General features: G+C 61.4%; 15 protein-coding genes. 7 read left to right on the top strand and 8 right to left on the bottom strand.

Annotated elements, in window-relative coordinates:
• Positions 1–14 precede the first annotated feature (14 nt).
• The 3 genes from HDE78_RS18425 to HDE78_RS18415 form a co-directional block, all read right to left on the bottom strand.
• Positions 15–1,208 (bottom strand): alanine racemase, encoded by a 1,194-nt coding sequence (locus tag HDE78_RS18425; RefSeq protein WP_179482213.1) that lies wholly within the window; start codon positions 1,206–1,208, stop codon positions 15–17.
• Positions 1,205–2,521 carry a D-arabinono-1,4-lactone oxidase gene (locus tag HDE78_RS18420; RefSeq protein ID WP_184504732.1) on the bottom strand — a complete coding sequence of 439 codons (1,317 nt, stop codon included), beginning with the start codon at positions 2,519–2,521 and terminating at the stop codon, positions 1,205–1,207. Before HDE78_RS18420 ends, HDE78_RS18425 begins: the two co-directional genes overlap by 4 nt.
• A 254-nt stretch (positions 2,522–2,775) precedes the next feature.
• Complete coding sequence (locus tag HDE78_RS18415; protein WP_179482209.1) at positions 2,776–3,819, bottom strand: AraC family transcriptional regulator; 1,044 nt, start codon at positions 3,817–3,819, stop codon at positions 2,776–2,778.
• Between the two features lie 304 nt (positions 3,820–4,123).
• On the opposite strand from HDE78_RS18415, the gene HDE78_RS18410 reads away from it, so the two are divergent.
• The 7 genes from HDE78_RS18410 to HDE78_RS18380 all read left to right on the top strand — a co-directional run bounded on the left by HDE78_RS18410 (position 4,124) and on the right by HDE78_RS18380 (position 13,801).
• Positions 4,124–6,454, top strand: a complete 2,331-nt coding sequence (locus tag HDE78_RS18410; protein ID WP_345776083.1) for a TonB-dependent receptor — start codon at positions 4,124–4,126, stop codon at positions 6,452–6,454.
• Between the two features lie 34 nt (positions 6,455–6,488).
• Positions 6,489–7,913, top strand: a complete 1,425-nt coding sequence (locus HDE78_RS18405; protein WP_179482205.1) for a coniferyl aldehyde dehydrogenase — start codon at positions 6,489–6,491, stop codon at positions 7,911–7,913.
• A gap of 13 nt (positions 7,914–7,926) precedes the next feature.
• Complete coding sequence (locus tag HDE78_RS18400; RefSeq protein ID WP_179482204.1) at positions 7,927–8,697, top strand: SDR family NAD(P)-dependent oxidoreductase; 771 nt, start codon at positions 7,927–7,929, stop codon at positions 8,695–8,697.
• 694 nt (positions 8,698–9,391) lie between these two features.
• On the top strand, positions 9,392–10,915 hold the full coding sequence (locus tag HDE78_RS18395) for a PAS domain-containing methyl-accepting chemotaxis protein (RefSeq protein ID WP_179482202.1): 1,524 nt from the start codon (positions 9,392–9,394) through the stop codon (positions 10,913–10,915).
• Positions 10,916–10,926: 11 nt separating this feature from the next.
• A complete protein-coding gene (locus HDE78_RS18390) occupies positions 10,927–11,760 on the top strand; it encodes a CheR family methyltransferase (RefSeq protein ID WP_179482200.1) in 834 nt (277 codons plus the stop codon).
• Positions 11,757–12,230, top strand: a complete 474-nt coding sequence (locus HDE78_RS18385) for a chemotaxis protein CheD (RefSeq protein WP_179482198.1) — start codon at positions 11,757–11,759, stop codon at positions 12,228–12,230. The genes HDE78_RS18390 and HDE78_RS18385 overlap by 4 nt, the downstream gene beginning before the upstream one ends.
• Positions 12,231–12,241: 11 nt before the next feature.
• Positions 12,242–13,801, top strand: coding sequence for a chemotaxis protein CheW (locus HDE78_RS18380; protein ID WP_179482196.1), 1,560 nt, complete (start codon positions 12,242–12,244; stop codon positions 13,799–13,801).
• An 83-nt stretch (positions 13,802–13,884) separates the two neighbouring features.
• On the opposite strand, the gene HDE78_RS18375 is transcribed toward HDE78_RS18380, so the two are convergent.
• The 5 genes from HDE78_RS18375 to HDE78_RS18355 all read right to left on the bottom strand — a co-directional run bounded on the left by HDE78_RS18375 (position 13,885) and on the right by HDE78_RS18355 (position 22,422).
• Complete coding sequence (locus HDE78_RS18375; protein WP_179482194.1) at positions 13,885–14,076, bottom strand: hypothetical protein; 192 nt, start codon at positions 14,074–14,076, stop codon at positions 13,885–13,887.
• On the bottom strand, positions 14,073–15,263 hold the full coding sequence (locus tag HDE78_RS18370) for a PepSY-associated TM helix domain-containing protein (RefSeq protein WP_179482192.1): 1,191 nt from the start codon (positions 15,261–15,263) through the stop codon (positions 14,073–14,075). Before HDE78_RS18370 ends, HDE78_RS18375 begins: the two co-directional genes overlap by 4 nt.
• 6 nt (positions 15,264–15,269) lie before the next feature.
• Positions 15,270–17,378: a TonB-dependent siderophore receptor gene (locus tag HDE78_RS18365; protein WP_179482190.1), complete on the bottom strand. Its 2,109-nt coding sequence runs from the start codon at positions 17,376–17,378 to the stop codon at positions 15,270–15,272.
• Between the two features lie 524 nt (positions 17,379–17,902).
• A complete protein-coding gene (locus tag HDE78_RS18360) occupies positions 17,903–19,495 on the bottom strand; it encodes a DUF5597 domain-containing protein (protein WP_179482188.1) in 1,593 nt (530 codons plus the stop codon).
• A gap of 47 nt (positions 19,496–19,542) precedes the next feature.
• Positions 19,543–22,422 carry a TonB-dependent receptor gene (locus tag HDE78_RS18355; RefSeq protein WP_179482186.1) on the bottom strand — a complete coding sequence of 960 codons (2,880 nt, stop codon included), beginning with the start codon at positions 22,420–22,422 and terminating at the stop codon, positions 19,543–19,545.
• Between the last annotated feature and the right edge of the window lie 97 nt (positions 22,423–22,519).

Raw genomic sequence — 22,519 nt, 5'->3', positions numbered from 1 at the left:
TTCGGTGATGGCGATCACTCGGTGAACGGCGACCACGCGTCGACGATGCGGCTGTCTTCGAATACCTGCAGCGGCCCCATCTGCAGCAGGGTGCCTTCCGACTGGTGCGGGCGCAAAAACAGAAAATCGTCGACGGCCAGCCGCTCGTCACTCGGACCGGAAAACATCGCCTGGTTGTAACTGACGCCGAAGTATTTGTTTTCCGCGACGTGAGGCGGAGACTCGATCCTGGCGCGCCAGTCGCCGCCGTAGGTGAAATACGTTTGCTGACGCTGCTTGCGTCCGGCAAACAGCAGGGTGGAGAGCCAGGGCGGGCCTGCCAACCGCGAGCCTTCGATGGCTTTCAGTATGGGCGAGGCGATGAACACCGCCGGCTCGAAATCGCGTAGCAGCGGAAGGTCGAACATTGTGCCTTTGAGAAGGCACGACCCCGCGCTGATATCGTTGAGCGGCGATCGGTTTTGTCGATGCAAAGCCACCGTGGGGCTGCCGGCACCGTTCCAGCAGACACTCGGCGGCAGCTCGCGATACACCGAACGGGCCGCTTCCTGAAACGCGCGATAGGTGCTGTTGGCGTGTTCGAAGCTGGTCGCGCTGGACTCCACCACGGCGGGCAGTTTGCCGACGAAGGCGTCGTAACCCATCAGCCCGGCAAACTCGACCTGATCGGGATGCTCGTGGATCGTCGTGAGCATGCTTGCCAGTTCGCTCGGCGTGGCGCAGCCACCGCGATGCAGGCCCACGTCGATTTCTACATTGATGCGCAGGCGCACGCCAAGTCCGCGCGCCAAGTCGAGATACTGCGCCAGCCGCTGCGGCGTGTCGATCAGCCACTGCAGCTGCCGCGCCGGGTCGAACGTCGTCGCACCGAGATGCGCATAGAAGTGCGCGGCGGCGGCAACCGGCATGGGCTTGCCGAGGAGCAGGTCGCTGTGCGGGAATCGTACCGCGGTCTGGCGCAGCTGCGGCTCGTGAAAAACCATCAACGCAGACGTCTGCGTGGCCTGCATCAGCCGATCCAGCATGCTCGGTACCGGCAAGGATTTTTCCACCAGTCGCAGCGTTTTATCCGGCGCGATCCATGCCTTGAGACGCGCAGCGTTTCGCATCATGCGTGCGCGGTCCAGCACGATCACCGGCCATGCGATGCCCGCGTCCTTCAACGCGCGCTGCAAGCCGGAAAAGTAGACGTCGTGCGCCGTCGTCACGCGTGCACCAGCCCGAAAATCTTTTGCAGGTACGGGTTCAGAAATTTGGCCGTCGGATCCAGTTCGGCGCGCAGCTTTAGAAACCGGCCGAAATCCGGATACATATGGAGCAGGTCCCGATGCGTCGCCGTATGCAGCTTGCCCCAGTGCGGCCGTCCGCCGTAACGCCTGAGAATCGGTTCCACGGCGGCGAACAGCGGGCGGTAATCCTGTTTGTAATACTGATGTACGGCGATCGAGGCGCGGCCGCCTCCCTGAAAGGGACTGAGCCAGTGCGAGTCGCCCGCCACGAAACGAAATTCGATCGGGAAAAAGCCTGCGGTTCGGCTGTTCACGGACACATGGCAGGCTTCATCCAGTGCCTCGGCACTGACGTCTGCCGGCACGTGATATTCCATTTCGTTGAACGGCACATGCCGTTCGCTGGGGTAGATGCGCCAGGAATCCCCGATGCGCAAGGTCGGACTGACGAATCGGCCGACCAGCTTCTGCAGCGGTGCCGTCAGCGATGGCCACATGCGCGTCAGCTCGCTGCACAGGCGCAGCAGTCCATCGGCAGCATCGCCGCCTTTTTTTTGCATCTGCGGCGGCTCGTCGGTGATGTCGAGCGTCTTGACGATGGCTTGACGGCTATACGGAAAAGCCCAGAGTTCAAAGCTGCGATGTTCATGCTTCCAGCGTTGCAGATCGCCAAGAACGGTATCGAGCGGCACCACGTCCACGCGCTCGCGCAGACGAAAGGGCGCGACGTTCTGCAGGGTAACTTGCGAGATCACGCCCAGCGCGCCGAGCGATACGGCTGCCGCATGAAACACGTCGGCGTCGCGCTGCGGACTCGTGCTGAGCACGCTTCCATCGGCAGTCACAAGACGCAGTTCGGTGACACCCGCGGCAATGCAGGGCAGGCCCATTCCCGTTCCGTGCGTCGCCGTGGAGATCACGCCACCAAGGCTTTGTCGATCGATATCGCCCATGTTGGGCAACGCCTGACCGACGGACTGCAGCAGCGGACCACAGTCGAACAGCCGCGTGCCGGCCCACAGTTTGGCCTGGTGCGATACCGTGTCGTGCGCCACCAGTCCGGACAACCGGTCCAGCGAGATCATGCAGTCGTCGGTGGCGGCCAGCGGTGTAAAGGAGTGGCCCGCACCGACCACACGGACACGAGCCTGCTGCTGCACGAGCAGCGAGAGTTCGGCTTCCGACGACGGCATCGCGCGCAGCGATGGATGCGCGACCTGCGAGCCCGACCAGTTTTTCCACGGCGTCCCGAGGCTTCGCGTGTCCCGCGCCGATGTTTTGATGGTAGTCAACAAGAGCCTTATTCCCGAGCCTCGACGTTGGCTTTAGTCTCACCGTCGGCGCGGATCAGGCATAGGGTCCGGCGAGGCCAAATCTAAGAGCCTGTTCACGCTCTCCCCGTACCTCGCAACCCTGCGGGCCGGGTCTGTTTGCCCGCATTCCTGCGTCATCACTCGGTCGTGGACCGACGTCAACTCACTCGTTCTTCCCTGGCCTGCGCGCAAACAGCTCCCGGCGCGGGGCGCGGAGAGAGCGTGAACAGGCTCTAACGCGTAGTGCCGGCGCGGTGGCGCAGCATGCCTGGAACCTGACCCTGCCAGCGCTTGAATGCGCGGCGAAAGGCGCGCGCGTCGCTGAAGCCCAGCCGCTGGCTGATGGCCGCCACGGACAAGGTTTGCGAGTTCAACAATTCCAGCGCCACGCGCGCGCGCGCGCGATCGCTCAGCTCGCGAAACGATGTGCCTGCTTCTTCCAGGCGACGTCGCAGAGTCCGCACGCTCAGGTCCAGCACCTGGGCTGTCTTGGTGATGCTGAAGGCGACACGATCCTCCCGGATCAGCAGCGCCTCCACGGTTTTGGCAATGTCGGCAGGGACGGCGTCGGCGTCGGCACGTCGCTTGATCAAATCCGCCAGTTCGGCGGCCATCACCGAGGAGGCGCCTGGAAGCGTCGCATCGAGCCACCGTCGGTCGATGAATACGCGGTTCTGTCGGCAGTTGAAGGACATCGGGCAGGCGAACAGCGCCTGATAGCGCTCGACGTAAGCGGGAGGCGGGTAGGCGAACTCGATGCGGGCCACGGAAAAATCCGCGCCCAGCAGTGCACGCGCCACCATCAGGGCGCTGGCAAACATTTCTTCCACCAGAAACGGCTGCAGACTGGCATCCAGAATGCGCGGCTCGCCGATCAGCACGGCGAAACCGTCCTTGTTGTTCAAGACCAGATGCTGCGTGACCAGACTGCCGTTCTGGTTTTGATCGAGCATGGCCAGCGCAGCCGCCTCGCCAAAGGTACGCTGGACGGGTATGGCCACCCCGGTCAGACCGAAGTCGCTGAGCTTTTGCGACTGTCCCAGTTCCAGTCCAAGGTCCGGCCGCCCGGTGAGGCGTATGGCGCGGCGTATCATTCGCCATGCCTGCCGATTGGAGGCCAGCATGCCCATCGTGAGGTCGTGGCTGTTGAAGGGCATGCCTTCGCACAGTCGCTCGGGCTCGACGCCCAGCGTGGCCACGAGGCCCATCAGTGCAACCAGCGTGTAAGGCGATATTTCAGGGACAAGCTGCCGAACTTCCAGCTTTCTGCGCGGCATCTTCGAATCCGTATTGGCCGAATTAGTCCCCACCATAGAACAGCGCTTCGCGTCAGTCTATGGCGGTGGATGTGGATGGGCCGAATGTACAACGAAGGATTGGGGAGTTGTGCCATCGGCGTTGGCGCTTCATTCGATGGGGATCGAACTAATGTCAGAGTCTAATAATCGTCTTGCTGCATGCCTTCGTTTTGCACTGAGTGGTGGCGTCGTTCTTTACGGCGCCATCGGCACATGCGCATTGGCGCAGACGACGCCCGTTGAAACCGCGTCGGATAGCCCGCCAAATGCCAAGGCATCGCCGGTGCCCAAGGTCGCGGACGCGAAATCGCTGGGCAACGTCACTGTCACGGCGCAAAGCCGTACGCAGGAAGTACAGGACGTGCCGATCGCGATGCAGATCGTCACCAGCAAGCAGATCAACGCGATCGAGGCGACCGATCTGAGCAAGATGAACGGCTATATTCCCGGGCTGTACATCAATGCCGAGCAGCCCACACAGCCGGAATATTCGCTGCGCGGCATCGCCGTGACCGACGTCGGCATCGGCACGGATTCACCCATCGGCATTTACGAGGACGGCGTCTACACCGGTAAAACCGGTGGCGCTCTGCTGGTCTTCAACGATGTGCAACGCGTCGAAGTGCTGAAGGGGCCACAAGGCACACTGCTAGGTCGCAACAGCGCCGCTGGCGCCATTTCCGTGGTGACCAACGAACCCACCGATACCTTCGGCGGCCAGATACGCGAGCGCTTGGGCAGTGACGGGCTGCACTACACCGACGGCTTTTTGAACCTGCCGATCTCCAAGGATGTGGCCGGTCGAATCACCTTCGTCGATAACCAGAGCAACGGCTGGCTGCGCGACGCGGCGACCGGTCAGCACTATGAAAAGAACGACGACTGGGGCATACGCGGGCAGCTGCGCTGGAACGTGCCCGACGGCACCGAAGTGCGGCTGGTCTACGAGCACGAAAAATTGAATCAGCCGGCGCGACCGGCCATCGGCATTGTGCCGATACCCGCATCGCCCGGGCTGCCGACGTTTCCGCCGGACCCGAATACCTACCTCGATCCGCGCAAGACACCCTTGTACAACGACGTCGTCGGCGGCGCGCTGGAGAAGCGCAGCTTCGACGGCACCAGCCTTTTCGTGAATCACGATTTTGCGTTCGGTTCGCTCAGTGCCATCACGGCTTATCGGCATTTCTCCACGTTCAACCGCGAGGATGGTGACGGCACCAATCAGCCGGAGCTCTACGTCGACGACGTCAATATCGAGAAGAACACCAGCTGGGAGCAGGAGCTGAAACTCTCCGGTCAAACCAGTGTGGCCGACTGGGTGGCGGGGATCAGCTACTACCACGACAACGCCAGCCAGGCGACGCCACTGGACTTCACCACCACCAGCATCGACACGCTGATCAAGCACGTATCGCCGGTGCAGGGTTCGCCGGACGGATCGCTGTACGGTTTTCTGAGCCAGGTGCTTCCGGCCTTCGGCATACCCGCCAACTTTCTCGGCGACCCGTGGCAGGAGACCATGTACAACAAGGGCACGTCGACCGCTCGAGCGGCCTACGGCGACGTCATCTGGCACCTCACCGATACGCTCAACCTCACCACCGGCGTGCGCTTCACGCGGGACCAGAAAGACTTCAGCTGGTACAACCCCACGCGCACGGCGACCGCGCTCGATGCCACGCTCAACGAGCCGGCTGTTGCCGCATTTCTCAACGCGGTGGGCGTGCCCTTGTCGACCTTCCAGCAGAACCTCGAATTCAACAGTCCCGCCGCGACGCAGGCGCCGCTGAGAGTGAGCAACAGCTGGACCGATACCAGCCCGCGTGTGCTGCTCGATTACAAGATCAGCCCCGACATCATGGTCTACGGGTCCGTCTCCAAGGGTTACGAGGCCGGTGGTTACAACGGTCAGCTGCCCGCATCCCACTATGAGCCGGAAACAGTGTGGAACTACGAGACCGGCATCAAAGCGTATTTCCCGGCGTCGCGCCTGCTGTTGGATGCGTCGGTGTACCACTACCGCTACGACAACCTGCAGTCGTTGACACTGGAGGCGAACGGCAACGGCGCGCTGCCGCTCTATGTGGTGACCACGAGCAATCAGGTGGCGACCGGCCTGGATGCCGAGGTGCACTGGCAGGCCACGGACGCGCTGCAGCTCAATTTCACGTCGGCGTATATCGACTCGACTTACCAGCACTACATCGCACCCGATGGCACCAATATTTCCAACCAGCCCACGGGCGAACCGCTGTGGACGGTGGCCGGTGGCTTCGACTACACCTGGCACGACATCTACGGCGGCAATGTCGTGGCTACCGTGCAGGATGCCTATCGCGGAAAAACCCGCTGCAACAGCGACTCGGTGGCGCAGGCGCAGTGTCTGGTCACGCCGGCGTTCAAGTTAGGTACCGCGCAGAACCGCACCGACGTGCGGGTGGCCTGGTCGGCGCCGAAGCAGCCGTGGGCTTTTGCCGCTTTCGCGACGAATATTTTCGACAAGCGCTACGTGAGCCAGATCAACAACCTCACGGCAACCACGCTGGGAACGCCGTTCGCTTCGATCACGCCGCCACGCATGTTCGGTGTCGAGGCGAGCTACAGCTTTTGAACGTGGCCGCCTCGTCGTTTTTCATGGAACGTCAATGAACCTTCGAGCAGATACGGACGCCCTGGCGCTGGACCAGACCTTTCAGTCGTTGCGTCGCGCATGGATGGCTCATCGTCCTTCGCATGAGCAACGAAGAGTCGATTTGAACCGACTGCGATCGGCTCTCAAGGCACGACTCGAATCGATGGCCCAGGCGGTGTCGGCGGACTTCGGCCATCGCTCGCGTCACGAGACCTTGCTTGGCGAAGGCATGACCGTGCTGGCCGAGATCGATCACATGCTGGCGCACCTTGGTCGCTGGATGCGCCCGCAGCGTCGATCGGTGGGCTGGCGGCTGTGGCCGGCCAGAGCGCAGGTGCGCTACGTGGCGCTCGGCGTGGTCGGCGTTATCGCACCGTGGAACTATCCGATCAGTCTTGCGCTGATTCCGCTGGCCACTGCCATCGCCGCGGGCAACCATGTCTTTCTCAAGCCGTCCGAACATACGCCGCACGCCAGCGATTTTCTTCGCGAACTGCTCACTGCCGTTTTTCCTGCCGATCGCGTGGCGCTGGCGTTGGGCGGGGCGGAGGTCGGAAACGCCTTTGCCAAGCTGCCCTTCGACCATCTGCTGTTTACCGGGTCGACGGCGGTGGGACGCAAGGTGATGCTGGCTGCGGCGGCGAATCTTACCCCGGTGACCCTCGAACTCGGTGGAAAATCTCCGGTCATCGTCGGCCGCGACGTGGATGTGTCCAGGGCCGCCAGCCGGCTGGTGACCGGCAAGTTCTACAACGCCGGACAGACCTGCGTCGCGCCAGATTACGTGCTGGTGCATGAGAGCAGGCGCGATGATTTGCTGGAAGCGATCGCGGACGAAGTCGCAAAGCGCTATCGCGTCATCGATGACAATGTCGACTACACGCGGGTGATCAATGCCGGCCAGTTCGAGCGTTTGTGCGGCTATCTGGCCGATGCAAGGCAAAGGGGTTTGACGGTTCGGACGCTGGTCGAACCGTGTGATTCTGATCGGGCGGCCCGCGATCGCGTGTTGCCGCCGACGCTGGTACTCGACCCCGACGACGATGCGCTGATCATGCGAGAGGAAATCTTCGGTCCGATTCTCGCCATCAAAACCTATCGAGACATCGAGCAGGCGATCGACTACATCAACCGGCACGATCGTCCTCTGGCGCTGTATATCTTCAGCCGCGACAAAGCGGAAATAGAGCGCGTGCTGGAAAATATCGTGGCCGGTGGGGTAAGCGTCAATGAAACGCTGTTGCACAACGTGGTTAGCGATCTTCCCTTCGGTGGCGTGGGTGCAAGCGGCATAGGGCATTATCACGGGTTGGAAGGATTCAAAACCTTCAGCAAGGCCATGCCGGTTCTTACACAGGCCGCGTGGCCGATCAGCGACCGCATCAAGCCGCCTTACGGGAAATTGGCCGACTTCGTCGTCAAGGCGCTGGTTCGCTAGCAAGGCCATCGCCATGAAGCTGCGAGGCAAGACCATTTTCATCACTGGCGCATCCGCGGGTATCGGGCGCTGCGTGGCGGAACTGCTGGCTACGGCCGACACGAAACTTGTCATTACCGCGCGGCGACTCGTTGAGCTGGAGCAGGTGGCTGACGAGGTCAGGTCGCTGGGCAGCCGCTGCCTGGTCGTCGCTGCCGATGCACTCGACGAAAAGGCGGCACAGGAAGCCGTCAGGCGCGCCATCGCCGAGTTCGGCAAGATCGACGCCGCTCTGCTGAACATCGGTGAAGGGCCAGCCTGCAACATGGCCACCGCTTCTGCCGCGGCCATCAAGAGCTGCATGCGCATCAACTACGATGTCACCGTCAATTATCTTGTTCCTCTGATCGCCCACATGAAGAACTCGGGAGGCGGCTTGATCGCCCACACCAATTCTCTGGCGGGGTTTTTGGGCGTGCCGATGCAGGGGCCGTATTCGGCCGCGAAATCCGCATGCCGGCTCCTGCTCGATACCTGCCGAGCGGAGCTGAAAAGTCACAACGTGCGATTTACCTCGATCTATCCCGGTTTCATCGCGACCGAGCGCACCGCCAACGACGGCATTCCCGCACCGTTCGAAATATCGGCGCAGGTCTGCGCACGTCATATCGTCAAAGCCATGGAGCGGGAGACGCTGGACGCTCCTTTCCCATGGCAGACCGCCTGGATGACTCGCACTCTGCAGTGGTTGCCGAAGACCTGGGCGGCGCACTCGATGCTCAAGTTGACGCCTGCCGACTATTGATGCGGATACGATATCGCTGCAGGCCGACAATCTGCCAGGCGGTGGTTTGCAGGTGGTGGGGATTCTGCCAGCACCTGTCGCCGATCCAGCTTGAATGCTCGGCGAGCGGCAGATGGATGACGCGTCTTCCACATCGGAGCATGCTCCGAGTCGGCCGAGGCTTGAACGTCACCGGCATCTTCTTGCGATCTTGGAAGCCATACACGGGCTGCCGTACGGTATTCCAGGATAGACCGAACCGGTGTCGCCGGTTTGGCTGGCTCTCGTGTCGCCGGCACGGAAGGCCACTCGCTGCGGCGGCAAATCCATTCAATCAAATCGGAGCTGGTTGATCCGACCCTTGCAGCAGTTCGCTGTGAATTCCTCGGGGGTTCGCATGTGCATACCGCAAAGTTGAAAGCCGCGCACAGGCATACATCACAATTCCACATGGCAGCTAAAGTTTTTTCGGGCCGCGTCGATAAATCCCTAGGCTCAGCGCGCGGGCAATGCGCGGCAGGATGCTAGCGGAGATGCCAAAGCAGCAAAAAAGCTGACTGGCTATAGCCTGTCCGCTTGGCCCCGTTTATTGAAAGCGGACGAACAGGTATTGGTTCCCTTGACTGTGCGAAAGACCCTTTCCCAAGAGTCTCTCATCGGCAAGCTCTCTGCCAGGTTTGGCCGTTCCCTCGCATACTGACCAAGGGGCAAAACCATGGGTAACGAAGCAACCAACCTGCAAATAACCAACCTCCAAGAACTGCAGGGGATGAGCAGCGCACTGAACCGCGTTCAAGCCATCATCGAATTCGACCTGAAGGGAAAGGTTCTCGGTGCTAACGAGAATTTTCTCGGCTTGCTCGGCTACAAGCTCGAGCAGGTGATCGGGCAGCATCACCGTATATTCTGCGACCCCGCCCATGTAGCCAGTCCCGACTACGAGAAATTCTGGGAGCGGCTGGCCAGCGGCAAGTTCGAGACGGGCGAATTCAAGCGTATCGGTGCAGACAAACGCGAGGTGTGGCTCAACGCTTCCTACAACCCGGTCCTCGATAGCGAGGGCAAGCCCTACAAGATCATCAAGTTTGCCACCGACATCACCTCCTCGCGTAACCAAGGAGCCGAGTTGCAAGGCAAGATGACGGCACTGGAAAAATCGCAGGCGGTGATCGAATTCGACCTCGATGGCTGTGTGCTGACAGCCAACGCCAACTTCCTTGCGGTCGTCGGTTACAGCCTGGACGAAATTGCCGGCAAGCATCATCGCGTGCTGTGCGAGGAAGCATATACGGCGAGCCCGGAGTACGCAGCGTTCTGGGAAAGGTTGCGCAGAGGCGAGTTCGACTCCGGCCGCTATCGCCGCGTCGCTAAAGGCGGCCGTACGATTTGGCTGCAAGCCAGCTACAACCCGATTTACGACGGCAATGGACGTCTGCAGAAGATCGTCAAGTTCGCCTCCGACATCACGTCGCAGGGAGAGCTCGAGGAACTGGTCAAACGTCGTGCCGAGCACTTCTCTCTCGCCTCCACGCAGATTGCCGAGCAGTCCAATTCCATGGCCAGCGGCGCGCAGCTGTTGGGGGCCACGGTGGAGGAGATGAACGCCACTATCGAAGAGCTCACTGCCTCGATCAACTCCATAGCCAGCAATGCGCAAGGTGCAGACAAGCTGGCCAAGGACACGCAACAGGAGGCTGAGCGCGGCGCCAAGGCGCTCGACAAATCGATCGAAGCGATGGACCTGATCAACAAGTCCTCGGAGGATATCGGCGAGATCAGCAAGGTGATCGGCGAGATCGCCAGCCAGACCAACCTGCTTGCCTTCAACGCCGCTATCGAGGCGGCTCGCGCCGGTGAGCATGGCTTGGGCTTCTCGGTGGTCGCCGATGAAGTGCGCAAGCTGGCGGAGCGCTCGTCGCAGGCCGCCAAGGAGATCTCCAAGCTGATCAATGAGTCGACCAAGCGCATCGCGCAGGGCAGCGATATCTCCAAGGAGGCGTCGGAGGCTTTCGACAAGATCGTCTTCGGCGTGGCTCGTACCACCCAGGCGATGTCGGAAATCTCATGCGGCGCCGAAGAGCAGGCGGTGGCGGCGCGCGAAGTGGCCACGGCCGTGCAGCACATTGCCGAGGAAACGGAGAAGACGGCCGCTACCTGCGACAACATCGCTCGCGCCTGTGGCGATCTGATGGAGGGTGCCGGTGAACTGAGTGCTACCGTCAAAAACTTCGCGGTCTGACGGAGTCATCCATGTTCGATGCCGAAGCTATCGTGGACCAAGCCACCCGGAAGGCGTTGTTTGCTCGAGTACGCCGGCACACTGGCATCGATATGGCGGATCGCAAGTGGACCCTGCTGCATGGGCGCTTGCGGCGACGATTGCAGGCCTTGTCCCTGTCCAGCTACGGCGATTACCTCGCCGTGCTGGACAGTTCGACGGTGGAGGTGGGGCATTTCATCGACATGGTCACCACGAATGAGACCTCGTTCTTCCGTACGCCGCGGATCTGGGATTACCTCTGGAACGATTTTCTACCCGCGTGGTATGCGGGCAACGCGGGCAGCACGCTGCAGATGTGGTCGGCCGCCGCATCTACCGGCGAGGAGGCCTACTCGGCAGCGATGCTGTTCGAAGAGTTCCACCAGAAGCATACGGATTTTAACTACCGCATCCTCGGCACCGACATCGCACAGCGCGTGCTCGACGTCGGCGGCGTCGGAACATACTTCGGCCGCAACGTCGAGGGCTTGCAAAAGGCACGACCGGCGATGTTGGAAAAGTACTTCCAACCCGATGGGGTAACGCACGCCGTTGCACCGTCGTTGCGCGCCCATGTCACCTTCCGCACACACAACCTGTATCAGCGCCTCAAGGATCCCACTCGCTTCGACCTGGTGATGCTGCGCAACGTGCTCATCTACTTCGACGAGGCCGGACAGGAAACGGTACTGGAAAATGTCCGGCAATCGATGGCATCGAAGGCCGTACTGCTAGTCGGCGAATCCGAGTCGCTCAACCGCATCCGCACCGGTTTCACCTATCAGCAGCCGCTCATTTACCGAAATGCGGACGCAGCGGCATGATCGGGGAAGATGTCCACGTGAAGATGTGCGAGGTGAGATCCGGCAGCGCACCGCAAGTCTTGCGCAGCACGCTTGGCTCGTGCGTCGGTATTGGCCTTTTATGGCGTGAGCGTGACCTGTGCGCTTTGGCACACTGCCTATTGCCGGAATCGGCCGTGCGTGCCGAACAACTATCGGCCAAGTACGTCACCGACGCTATTCCTTCGCTACTGCGATTGATCGGTGCGGAGCCTTCGCATTATCACCAGCTCGAGGCGGTCATCGCGGGAGGCGCTTACATGATGCATCACCTCCGACCGGCCCTCTACGGGATGATCGGCGAACTGAACACTCGAATGGCTCAACGACTGCTGGCCGAGGCGGGTATTCGCGTGGTGCACACGGATATCGGCGGCACGAGTGGCCGCCAGCTGAGCATCCATTGCGAAACACGACAGTATGTCGTGCGTACCTTCGAACGCATCAACTAAAGGACCGCCCTATGGATCGTCCGTCTTCCCCTGCTGCACCTGCCGCTCAGAACCCCGTGCAGCTATACGGTTCATTCCATCTGGGCGAATTCGAGCTGGCACTGCCGATCGATGCGCTGCAGGAGGTGGTGACCTTCCCCGATGCGATCGCCAAGATGCCGCTGGCACCGGCGCACCTGCTGGGAATGTTCATTCTGCGCGGCCTGCTGATTCCGATCGTGCACCTGGGCAGCTTCCTCGGCCTGCCCAATGGCACTGATCACAGCGAAGCCCGGATCGCGGTGATCGCCTCCGGCGACATGCGCCTGGGCGTTTTGTTTGATCGCACCGGTGAGATCCTGCGAGTGTCGACTGGCCAGATCGTGCCATTGCGTCACGGCAGCGAATCGCTCGGTTTGATCGAAAGCGCATTCCATCTCGGTCAGCGTATTCTGCAGGTGCTCTCGGCCGACGTACTGTCGCGCCTGCCGGGCCTGCCTCATATACTCAATCCGGACCTTGCACAGCAGGCGAGCCAGCGTCGCATGGCCCAGGGGAGCCGCCATCAGGCGATATCGTTCCAGGTGGGGGGACGACCCATGGCACTGCCGATGGAAGCCATACATGAAATCGTCCGGTTCCCCGTACTGGAGCATTCGGTGCTCGCCGACTCTAGCTGCCGCGGTTGGCTGCAGTTGCGCGGTCGCCCCGTACCGGTAGTCGATTTCGCCAGTTTCCTTGGACTGGAGAGCTGCAGTACGGAAGCAGCCGATGGCTCGGACAGCGAAGACCTGCGCCGCGTGATGGTGCTGCGGCGGGACGACTCCTACCTCGGGCTGCTGGTGGACGAGGTCGACAGCATAGTCGCCTACCTCGGTGCGCAGTTGCTTCCGATGCCGGCTATCCGCGGCCAGGCAGGCTTGTTCGCTGGCTGCATCAGCCGCTGTGACACCGGTGCCCACGACCTGATCTTGGTCAGCGCGCCCGCACTGCTGGCCGAACCCTATATGGCAGAGCTGGCGAAAGGCCATCACGATCTGTATTTGGTGGCCGATGATGAGCTACGCGACGTGGAAACCACTCGCCAGCGAGCACGCGAGACATGGGTGACGTTCCATCTCGATCGACTGATGGGCCTGCGAATCGAACAGCTATGCGAAGTGATCGACTACGACCCCACGCTGGTTCGACCGCCTGGCGCACCGTCCCATGTGCGCGGCGTGCTCAACTTGCGGCAGACGCTGATCACGGTTATCGACCTGCGCAGTCTTTACAGTATGAAAGAGGCAGAGGACCTTGCTGCGAGCAAGATCCTCATTGTCGAACATGGCGGGTACAAGTACGGCCTTGTGGTGGATGCCGTGCAGAACATTGTGAATATCGAACGCGCCGAAAAGCTGCGCGTTCCCGCTATGGTCGCGAACCAGCTCGACACCGAGTTGCGCCAGGATCTGCGCGAGATCGTCGACTTGCCCGACCAGACCACCATCATGCTGCTGGACTCCGTGCCGCTCATGCAGCGCCTCACCGGTAACGGCAGCGGGTCGACGGTTGTTGCGGCATTGCCCGAACGTGTTGTGGGTCAAGCGTGACGGTCCGCTAGCGGTGGCTATCCTTTCCTCCACGTCGAAGCATGCTCCGAGTCGATCGCGAGGCGAACCCTGCCGGCCTCTCCTTACGATTTTGGAAACCAAGTAAACCGGATCGCCGTGATCACGGGCGCCGACAAGGCGAACCACGCGAGCGCCTTCCAGCCGCTTTGCTCGCCCAGCAAAGCGCAGAGCAGTCCTGCCGCCGTGGTCAGCGCAAGCAGGACAGGAGCGGACCAGGTGCGCCCGTGGCGTGGGCTGGACGATGCGCGGCTCATGGCAAATGCTGCGCAGACCCGGTCGCGTCGCCGAGATGTTTGGCGACGATGCGGTCCAGTCGGGTCGATCGCGTGTTGCGTCGAGTGATCCATAGATACAGCCCGCTGATAAGGATGCCGATGGCGATCAGATCGAGCAAAGCCCAGATAATCTTCAGCGGTAGCCCGCCGTAGTCGCCGAAATGCAGTGGCCGCGACACCTCCAGGGCGCGCAGATACCAAGGCATCCCAACAACCGCACTGAGTTTGCCCGAGCGGGCATCCACCAGGATCGGAGTAAGCAGACGCGACGTGAGCGTGCTGCTCCCCTTGGCCCAAAACAGATAGTGATAGGGGCTGCCATAAGGGTTGCCCGGATAAACCATGGCGGTTACCGTCATGCCCGGCACAGCGCGACTGGCGGTTTCCTTTGCCGTCTGTACGGATGGCAAGGCGAGCTGCGGCGGTACGGCCGTACCTTGATACGACCCGAGCAAATTTTTCACATCGGTCTGCTGCCATAGAGCGAACAACGGCGTGGAGAGTTCGTTCATCGCACCCGTCGCGCCAACGACCAGTGTCCATGCCATGACGGTGATGCCAAGCATGTTGTGCAGATCCAGCCACTTTAGACGCGACGAACGGTCTGCTCGTACCGTACCGAATGCCAGCTTCTTCATGAAAGGGGCATACAGCACGATGCCGGACACGATCGCCAGGACAAACATCAGCGCCATCGCGCCGAGAAAAAGTTCACCCGGCAAGCCGGCGAACAGATCGGTGTGCAGCGCCAGCATGATGTCGATGAAGGTCCTGGGCTGCTCAGCAGCGGACTTCGATGTCTCCAGAACCTCGCCGGTGCGTGCGTCGAAACGAATAAAATGCATGCTCTTGGGTTGCGCGCGCATCTGCGTGAACGAAGGCGCCATCCAGACATAGATCTGCGGTTCGTCATCGTCGGCGAACATCGAGGCGATGACCTCGTCGGGATATAGCCGGTGACTCGCTGTCGCCAGGCTATCCAGGCTGACTGCCGGGGTGTCGGCAGGCAGGCGGACATAGTGATGGGGCTGCAGCCAGCCATCGATCTCGTCGCGAAAGATCAAGGGCAGGCCGGTGAGGCAGATCAGCAACAGGAACGCCGTGCAAATCAGGCTGCTCCACTTGTGGATGAGATACCAGCGTTTGAGCGAATGCTTGGCGAGCATGGCGGCTTACCAGTCGTAGGTGGCGCTGGCGTAGATGGTGCGACGTACGCCAAAGTTGCAGGTAGCGCTGCTTGTGCAGGCCGAGACATACGTTTTGTCGAGCAGATTGGAGAGGTTGAGCTGCAGCTTGAGTCCCTGCAGCGCTGGGTCGACGGTGCCCATGTCGTAGCGAAGGGCCGCATCGAGCAACGTGAAAGCGGGCACCTTGAACGAATTCACATCGTCGCCGTAGGACGATCCCACATAGCGCAGGCCTGCGGACATGCCCAGGCCCTGCAGCAGCGACCCGTGCGCGGTGTAATCGAGCCATAGCGAGGCGGTCTGCCTGGGCACCGCGTATTGGTAATGTCCCTGCACTGGCGCGGCAACACCGTCGTAGCCGGTGTCGATCGTCGGTGTTCGGGTGTAGCGCGAATCGGTATACGCGTAGCTTGCAATCAGGTTCAGGTCGTTGCCGAGCGCGGTACGATCGGACAGTTCCACTCCGCGCGAGCGAATCTCTCCCACCTGGGTCACGAAGCCGGGATCGAGGGGGGCGGCCTCGGGCACGTTCTGCTCGGTCAGGTTGTAGATGGCCGCCGTCAGCAGGCTGTTGCTTCCGGCCGGCTGAAACTTCAGTCCCGCTTCGTATTGCTGGCCGGTGGTCGGCAATGCCGGTTTACCGCTCGTCGTGATGGATCCGAACTGCGGTTGAAACGACGTGGCGTAGCTCACGTACGGCGCCAGTCCGTTGTCGAACACATAAACCAGACCCGTCCGCCAGGTGAACTTGTTGTCCGACTGGTTGGGGATGGCCAGACTGGCATCGTTGCTGGTCTGATCCGTCTTGATCCAATCCTGGCGAACGCCGAGCAGCAAGCGCCAATGATCCAGGCTCAGCTGATCTTGCCAATACACACCGGTCTGACGGCTGTGGTCGACGTAGGCACTGAGCGAAGCCGGATCGGGGCCGTGTACCGATACGCCGTAGACCGGGGCGAAAATATTGATCGGCGGTACGTCGAAGTTGGAGCCGTAATTCCAGTTTTCATGGAGGCGCGAATACGATGCGCCAAGGAGCATCGTATTTTTGATGGCGCCCAGATCGAACTGCGCCGTCAGACGGTTATCGATCAGGAAGGACCTGGCACTCATATGGCGCACGAACGCGTAGCGATCCAGTGTTTCGCCATCGGCTTCCAAACCGGAAGGCCAGATCATGTTCGCTTCATTGCGGTTGTCGGTGAAACGCGCGTTCTGCTGAAACGTCCAGATGTCGTTGAAGTGATGTTCGAACTGATAGCCGATCATGGCCAGGCGCTGTTCGGCCTTGTTGAAACTCGGATCGCCCGGGTTGAAGTCGGCGGAGACTTTGCCCAGCGGGCTGGGCAGTACCGATCCGACGGCGGGAACGTTGGAGTAATCGCCCATGTCGGGGCTGTAGGTGAAGTTCGACAGCACGGTCAGCGAGGTGTTTTCGTCGGGGTGCCACGTGAGCGCCGGCGCAATGCCGTAACGCTTGTGCTTGATCCACGACGTTTGGGTGCTCTGCGTCAGCCCGACGCCGGTCAATCGGTACAGCCAATGACCGTCCTGGTCGAGCGGACCGCTGAAGTCGAAGCCGGCCTGATAACGATCATAGTTGCCCAGGCCAAAGGTGATTTCGTGCAGGGGCGTGGCGGTGGGCTGTTTGCTGACGACATCGACGATACCGCCGGGACTTGCTTGCCCATACAACACCGACGGCGGTCCGCTGAGCACTTCGATGCGCTGATAAAAATACGGATCGACCATGTCGTTGGCCGAGCTGTCGTCCTGCAGACCGTCCAGAAACACGCCCGGCGTAAAGCCGCGCAGCTGCAGGCTGTTGGCACCCCAGAAATTGGACGCGGTGCCTTCCGTTTCAGGCACGACGCCGGGGGAATAGCGCAGCGCTTCATTGAGACTTTGCGGCTGCTGATCGTCGATCTGCTGCCGGGTGACGATCGAGATGGACTGGGGTGTTTCGGTGATCGGCGTATCGGTTTTTGTCGCCGCGCTGCCATCGCTGGCGACGTACCCCGTGGCGCCTTGCGCGGTCACCGTGACTTTGGAAAGCGTCTTTGCGTGCGTACTCGGGCTGGTTTTTGTTTCCATGGGCACTGCATCGCCACCCGTCTGTGACGTCGCATCGCCGGCATAGCTGGACGATGCCGCGATGGCCACGGCCAAGGCTGTCGCCCACGTACGCTTGCGCAGTCCATGAAGCGGCACGGGGAAGATTAGGCGGGAAGGGCTGGAGCAAACGAACGGCGCAACGCGCCGCTTAGGCAAAGCGTTTTTCACGAAAGGAAGTCCCAGTCAGGTCAGCGAAGTTGCTCGTCGGACCGACGGGACGGCCACACAAGCAAGGCGATGAGGCTGCTGGCGTGGGCTGGCTACCTTTAATGAGAACAATTATCGTTTATATGTATTCAGGTGACAAGTCAGAGGGGCGCTACGATCGTGAGCTTGGCCGACTGTGCAGAACCCCAAGCGCATGTGAAATTCACTCCGACGTATCGATGCCAAGCGAGCGATACGAATAACCGGATCGCGAATGTTCCGAGCACCAAGAGATACGCATGCGATGCCCGCATGAGGGCCGGGGTTATCGTTACCGTCCCGGCCAATCGGGTCGGTCAATAACTGCCGACGGTGACGCGAAGCAGCGTCGGCCTGCTGCCGAAATTGAGCCCGTAATCGGTTTCGTCGCCGTTCCACAGGCGCTGCATGTGCCATTGGCCGTCGATGAAGCTGCCTTGTTCGACACGCAGCAGCTGGCCATGACGGTGATCGTCGTTGTGTCTCTCGAATTCCACCCGCGCATCGACGCCGGACACCAGAAACTCGGTGTCGTTTTGCCGGACGATCAGCAGGTGGCCGTCGGCCGAGGGATTGCCCGGAAGCTCGGCTGGCGCGTCGCCCCACATCGGCGCACCGAAGGACACCTTGGCCTGCCAGCGGCCAAGATCGAGCGTCTTCTTCGGCTGGCCGCGCAGCTCTATCGCCGCCAGCAGCCGGCCATCGAAGGCGGCCTTCGCCACCTGACGTTGCATGGCACCGACCAGCTGGAAGTTGCGCGCATGCGCGGCGGTAGCAGCCTGCAGCGCCGGCGTGTCGTCTGCGTTGTCGACACCGAAGATCGAGAAGCCGATGCCGCCCTTCGCCAGCACGTAGAAAAAATACGGCGCATTGCCCGCTTCGTCGCCCGTCTCGGAAATCCACGCGGGATTGTCCGGGCGCGCATACTGGTCGACCACCTTGGTAAATTCGCCGTAGTCGGTGGTGTACAGATCCGTGCCGATCAGGTCGATGTGCGGCGCGCTGGCTTTCCACAGATCCAGCACGTTCCAGGTGGCGCCGCCGCTGGGGTAATCGTCGCCGGGCAGGTGTTTGCCCTTGTAGCGCAGCCAGGTGTTGACGTACATCGGCAGCGGGTACACCGCCTTGCCGGCGGCCGCTACCTGATCGATATAGCGGGATATGCCATAGGCGTTGAACATCTCGTCGGCATCGTTGCCGAAGACGTCGCTCCAGCTGCCGTCGGGTCGATGCAGGGCGGCGGCGAGCGACGATGGCAGCCTGCTATGGAAAGCCGCGTTGGCGGCAGTGCTGTGATCGCGGATGCCGCCGATCATGCCGGGCTCGTTTTCCACCTGAACCATGATCACGGTGTGCTGCTCGCCGTCTTTCTGCTTGAGGTAACGCATCAGGGCGGCAAAGGCTTTTTCGTCGGCCTGCAGGTTGCTGGCGGCATACGGGGACAGATCCTCGACCGGCTCGCCGTGTGCGTCGAGTGCGCGCGGGTAATGCGCGGGATCGCTCTTGATCCAGCCGGGGGCGTAATGCATCTGGCCGTTTTTCCAGCTGCCGAACCAGAGCAGGATCAGGTGCACGCCGTGCTGGCGCGACTGATCGATCAACGCATCGATATTGGTGGTGTCCAAGTGACCGGGCTCGGGCTCGAACTGCTCCCAGTAGACCGGCGCTTCCACGGTGTTGGCGTGCAGTGCTTCCACGCTGCGCCAGGTGTCGGGTAGGGTGTCGGGCCATGCGCTGGAGTTGTGCAGCTGTGCGGCCATCACCGTATAGGGTGCGCCATCCACGAACAGCGCAAAGCGCCCGTGTTGTTGCACCAGCCTGGGCAGCTCGGCAGCGAACGATGGCGATGCAAACAAGGCGCACAGGCATCCTGCCCATAACCGGTAGCGAAAACGCGCAAGAGAAAACATGGACAGTCCTCGATGGCCGGCGCGAGCGCCGGCCATCTTTTGCAAAGTCAGAACGTGACGGTGGCTCGCACCCAGTAGTAACGTCCGATCTGGTCGTACGTATAGGCATCCGTATTGGAATTGCTGCCCCACTGGTAGAACAGCGGCGGTGTCTTGTCGGCGATATTGTCGATGCCGAGCGACACGGTGGTGTGATATTTGGCGAAGTCGTAGCTCGCCGACACGTTGTTGTAGGTATACGCGCCGATCTTGTGCTCGACACCGGGAATGCTTTCATCGGCCGAATAGCCTTCGGAAAGCACGTCGCTGCCTACGCGGGTGCGGCCGATATAGCGCATCGTCCAGCTGGCGCCCCAGTTGCCGAGTTTCCAGTTCAGCGTGCCCAGGCCGCGCCAGCGCGGAAACTCGCCGTAGACCGAGCAGTACGAGCCGGCGCAGTGCGTGACCGGCACGCTGGCATCGCCCGGGGCGGTATCGACTTCGTAGCGCGCGGTATAGGTGCCGTTGAGGCTGACCGCAAACTTGCCGTAAGTGTCGGTGGCGAACGTGTATTGAACGGTGGAGTCCACGCCCTTGGCGGCGGTCTGCCCCAGATTCACCGTCGGCAGGCTGATATAGCTGATCTGTCCGTTGCCCGAACGATGAATCAGGCTGCACAGTTTTTCGCTGTAGTAGCACTCGTTGAGGATCGTGCTGGGATCGAGGCCGTCGACGATGGTGTCGTTGAGATTGATGCGCCACACGTCCGCGCTGAACGACAGCCCGGGGAGCCAATGCGGATCGTAGACCAGGCCGAAGTCGAAGGACTTGCCGTACTCGGGCCGCAGATCGTAGCCGGCGGCGACCGAGCCGGAGCTCTTGACCCCGAGCTGCGCGTTGTTCTGCTGAAAGCTGCCGTCGGTAGGCACGTTGACGCATGCCGCCGCGTGACCGCCCGTGTAGCCATCGCAAATGTCGGTGGCGGCATACGCACCGCCCGATGTGCCGGCGTACAGCTCGCTGATGTTCGGCGCGCGGAACACCTGCGAAACCGTGCCGCGCAGCAGCAGGTCGGCAATCGGACGCCACTCGAGCGCGACCTTGCTGTTGGTGGTCGAGCCGGATGCGCTGTAGTCGGAGTAGCGCGAACCGATATCCAGGTTCAGGGAATAGAACAACGGCTTCTGCGACAGCAGTGGAATCAGCGTTTCGACATAGGCCTCTTTCACGTTGTAGCTGCCGCTGAGCACGGTGCCGCAATCTTCCACCACGCCGCACAGGCCGGCGTAGTCACCGTCGCTGATGGCGGTGGCGATCGGCGTGTCGGTGGTGTCGGATTGCGATTCCTTGCGGTACGACAGGCCGGCCGCCAGGCTGACCGGACCGGCGGGCAGATCGAACAACTCACCGTTGGCGCTGACCTCGGCCTGCTTCATGGTGTAGGTGTATTCGGTTACCGGATTGACGATCAGCTTTTTCAGCGCGGCGATCGTGGTGGGATCATTGACATTGAAAATGTTGATCGGCGTGCAGCCGGCGATGACGTTGCCGGCCGAGCCGCACTTGACCACACCGTCGGTGTCCTTGAACGACGCACCCAGCGCTTCCTCGAGACCCGAATAGTTGATGAAGCCCTCGTTCTCGGTTTTCTGCTTGACCTTGGCGTAGTTGATGTCCGCATTCCACTGCCAGCTGCTGTCGCCGAAATTCCCTTTGATTCCAGGCGTGAACTGCAGGTTGTAGGTCTGGCTGGCAAAGTCGCGGTTGCCCAGCGAGGTCAGGCGGGTATTGAAGTCGTTGTAGCTTTGGCCGGTGCTGCGGTCGGTGCCGAAATTGACGCCGAACGGGTTGTAGTAGCTGTTCTTGGAAATGAAGAAGTCGTCGGAGTTGGCGAAGATCGGCACCGGCGCGATGATCGAGGACGACGAGGTCTTGTTGTAGAACAGGTTGGCGTAGGCGTCGACGTTGGGCGTGATCTTGAAATCGCCGACCAGCGACAGGTTGGTGCGCTCCTGCGGAGTCTCCACCAGGTTGTAGGGTTGGTAGTTGTATGAATCGGCCGAGGTATATGTGTGGTAATCCGCGAGTGTCGTCGTACCGGCGACGCCCTTGTTGAGCGTGACATAGGTACCGTCGGCGTTCTCGACCAAGCCGGTCGGCGTGGCCGACGAACCCAGACGAACCACGCTGCCGTTTTTCAAGGCCAGCGCATACTCCGCAAAGCTGCGCTGGCTGGATGAAATAGCGTTCTGACTCTGCTGGCTGGCGCCGACAAGCAGGTTCCACCGATCGCCGGAGATGCCGCCCATCGCGCTGAAGTTGCGCCGGTTGCCGTCGCCGTGCGAGCTGATGCCGTAGTCGCTGGTCAGCTGCACGCCCGTGTAGCGGTCCTTCAGAATAAAATTGACGACGCCGCCGATGGCGTCGGAGCCGTACACGGACGAAGCGCCATCGCTGAGCACCTCGATGCGCTCGATCATGTACGAGGGAATGATGTTGACATCGTCGTAGGCCAGGCGGTGGCCGTTGACCAGGATCAGCGTACGGTTGGAGCCGAGACCGCGCAACGATACCGTCGACGCGCCCGTGCCGCCGCCGTTGTCGATGCCGGGATTGGTGGCATTGCCGGCGATCGCCGGCAGCTGCTGGATCAGATCGCCGACGGTCGGCTTGCCGCTGGCGGCGATTTGCGCGCTGTCGATGGTGACCACCGGGTTGGACGTTTCGGTATCGACGCGGCGTATCAGCGAACCGGTCACCGTCACGGCGTCGAGATTCTTGGTGCCTTTCGCCGGCGTGTTGGTGTCCGTGCCGGTATTCGCGTCCTGGGCATGCACAACGACGCTACCCAGCAAACCGACGGCGAGGGCAACCCTCACCGCATGCGTGAGAAGCGGATGACGTCGACAGGGCGGATGGTCGGATAGAACCTGAGATAGATTGAGCATGATGTCCTCGCTTGAATAGGCTGACGGTGGATGCGGCTTGGGGACGCATGCCTGGGTGGTGGATTGGCACTAACGGTCTGGCATCCATGCGCGCCTC

The organism is Rhodanobacter sp. K2T2, from assembly GCF_013408815.1.
Lineage (GTDB): Bacteria > Pseudomonadota > Gammaproteobacteria > Xanthomonadales > Rhodanobacteraceae > Rhodanobacter.
The sequence above is the reverse complement of the archived record's forward strand: the minus strand, read 5'-3'. Positions and strand labels throughout refer to the sequence as shown.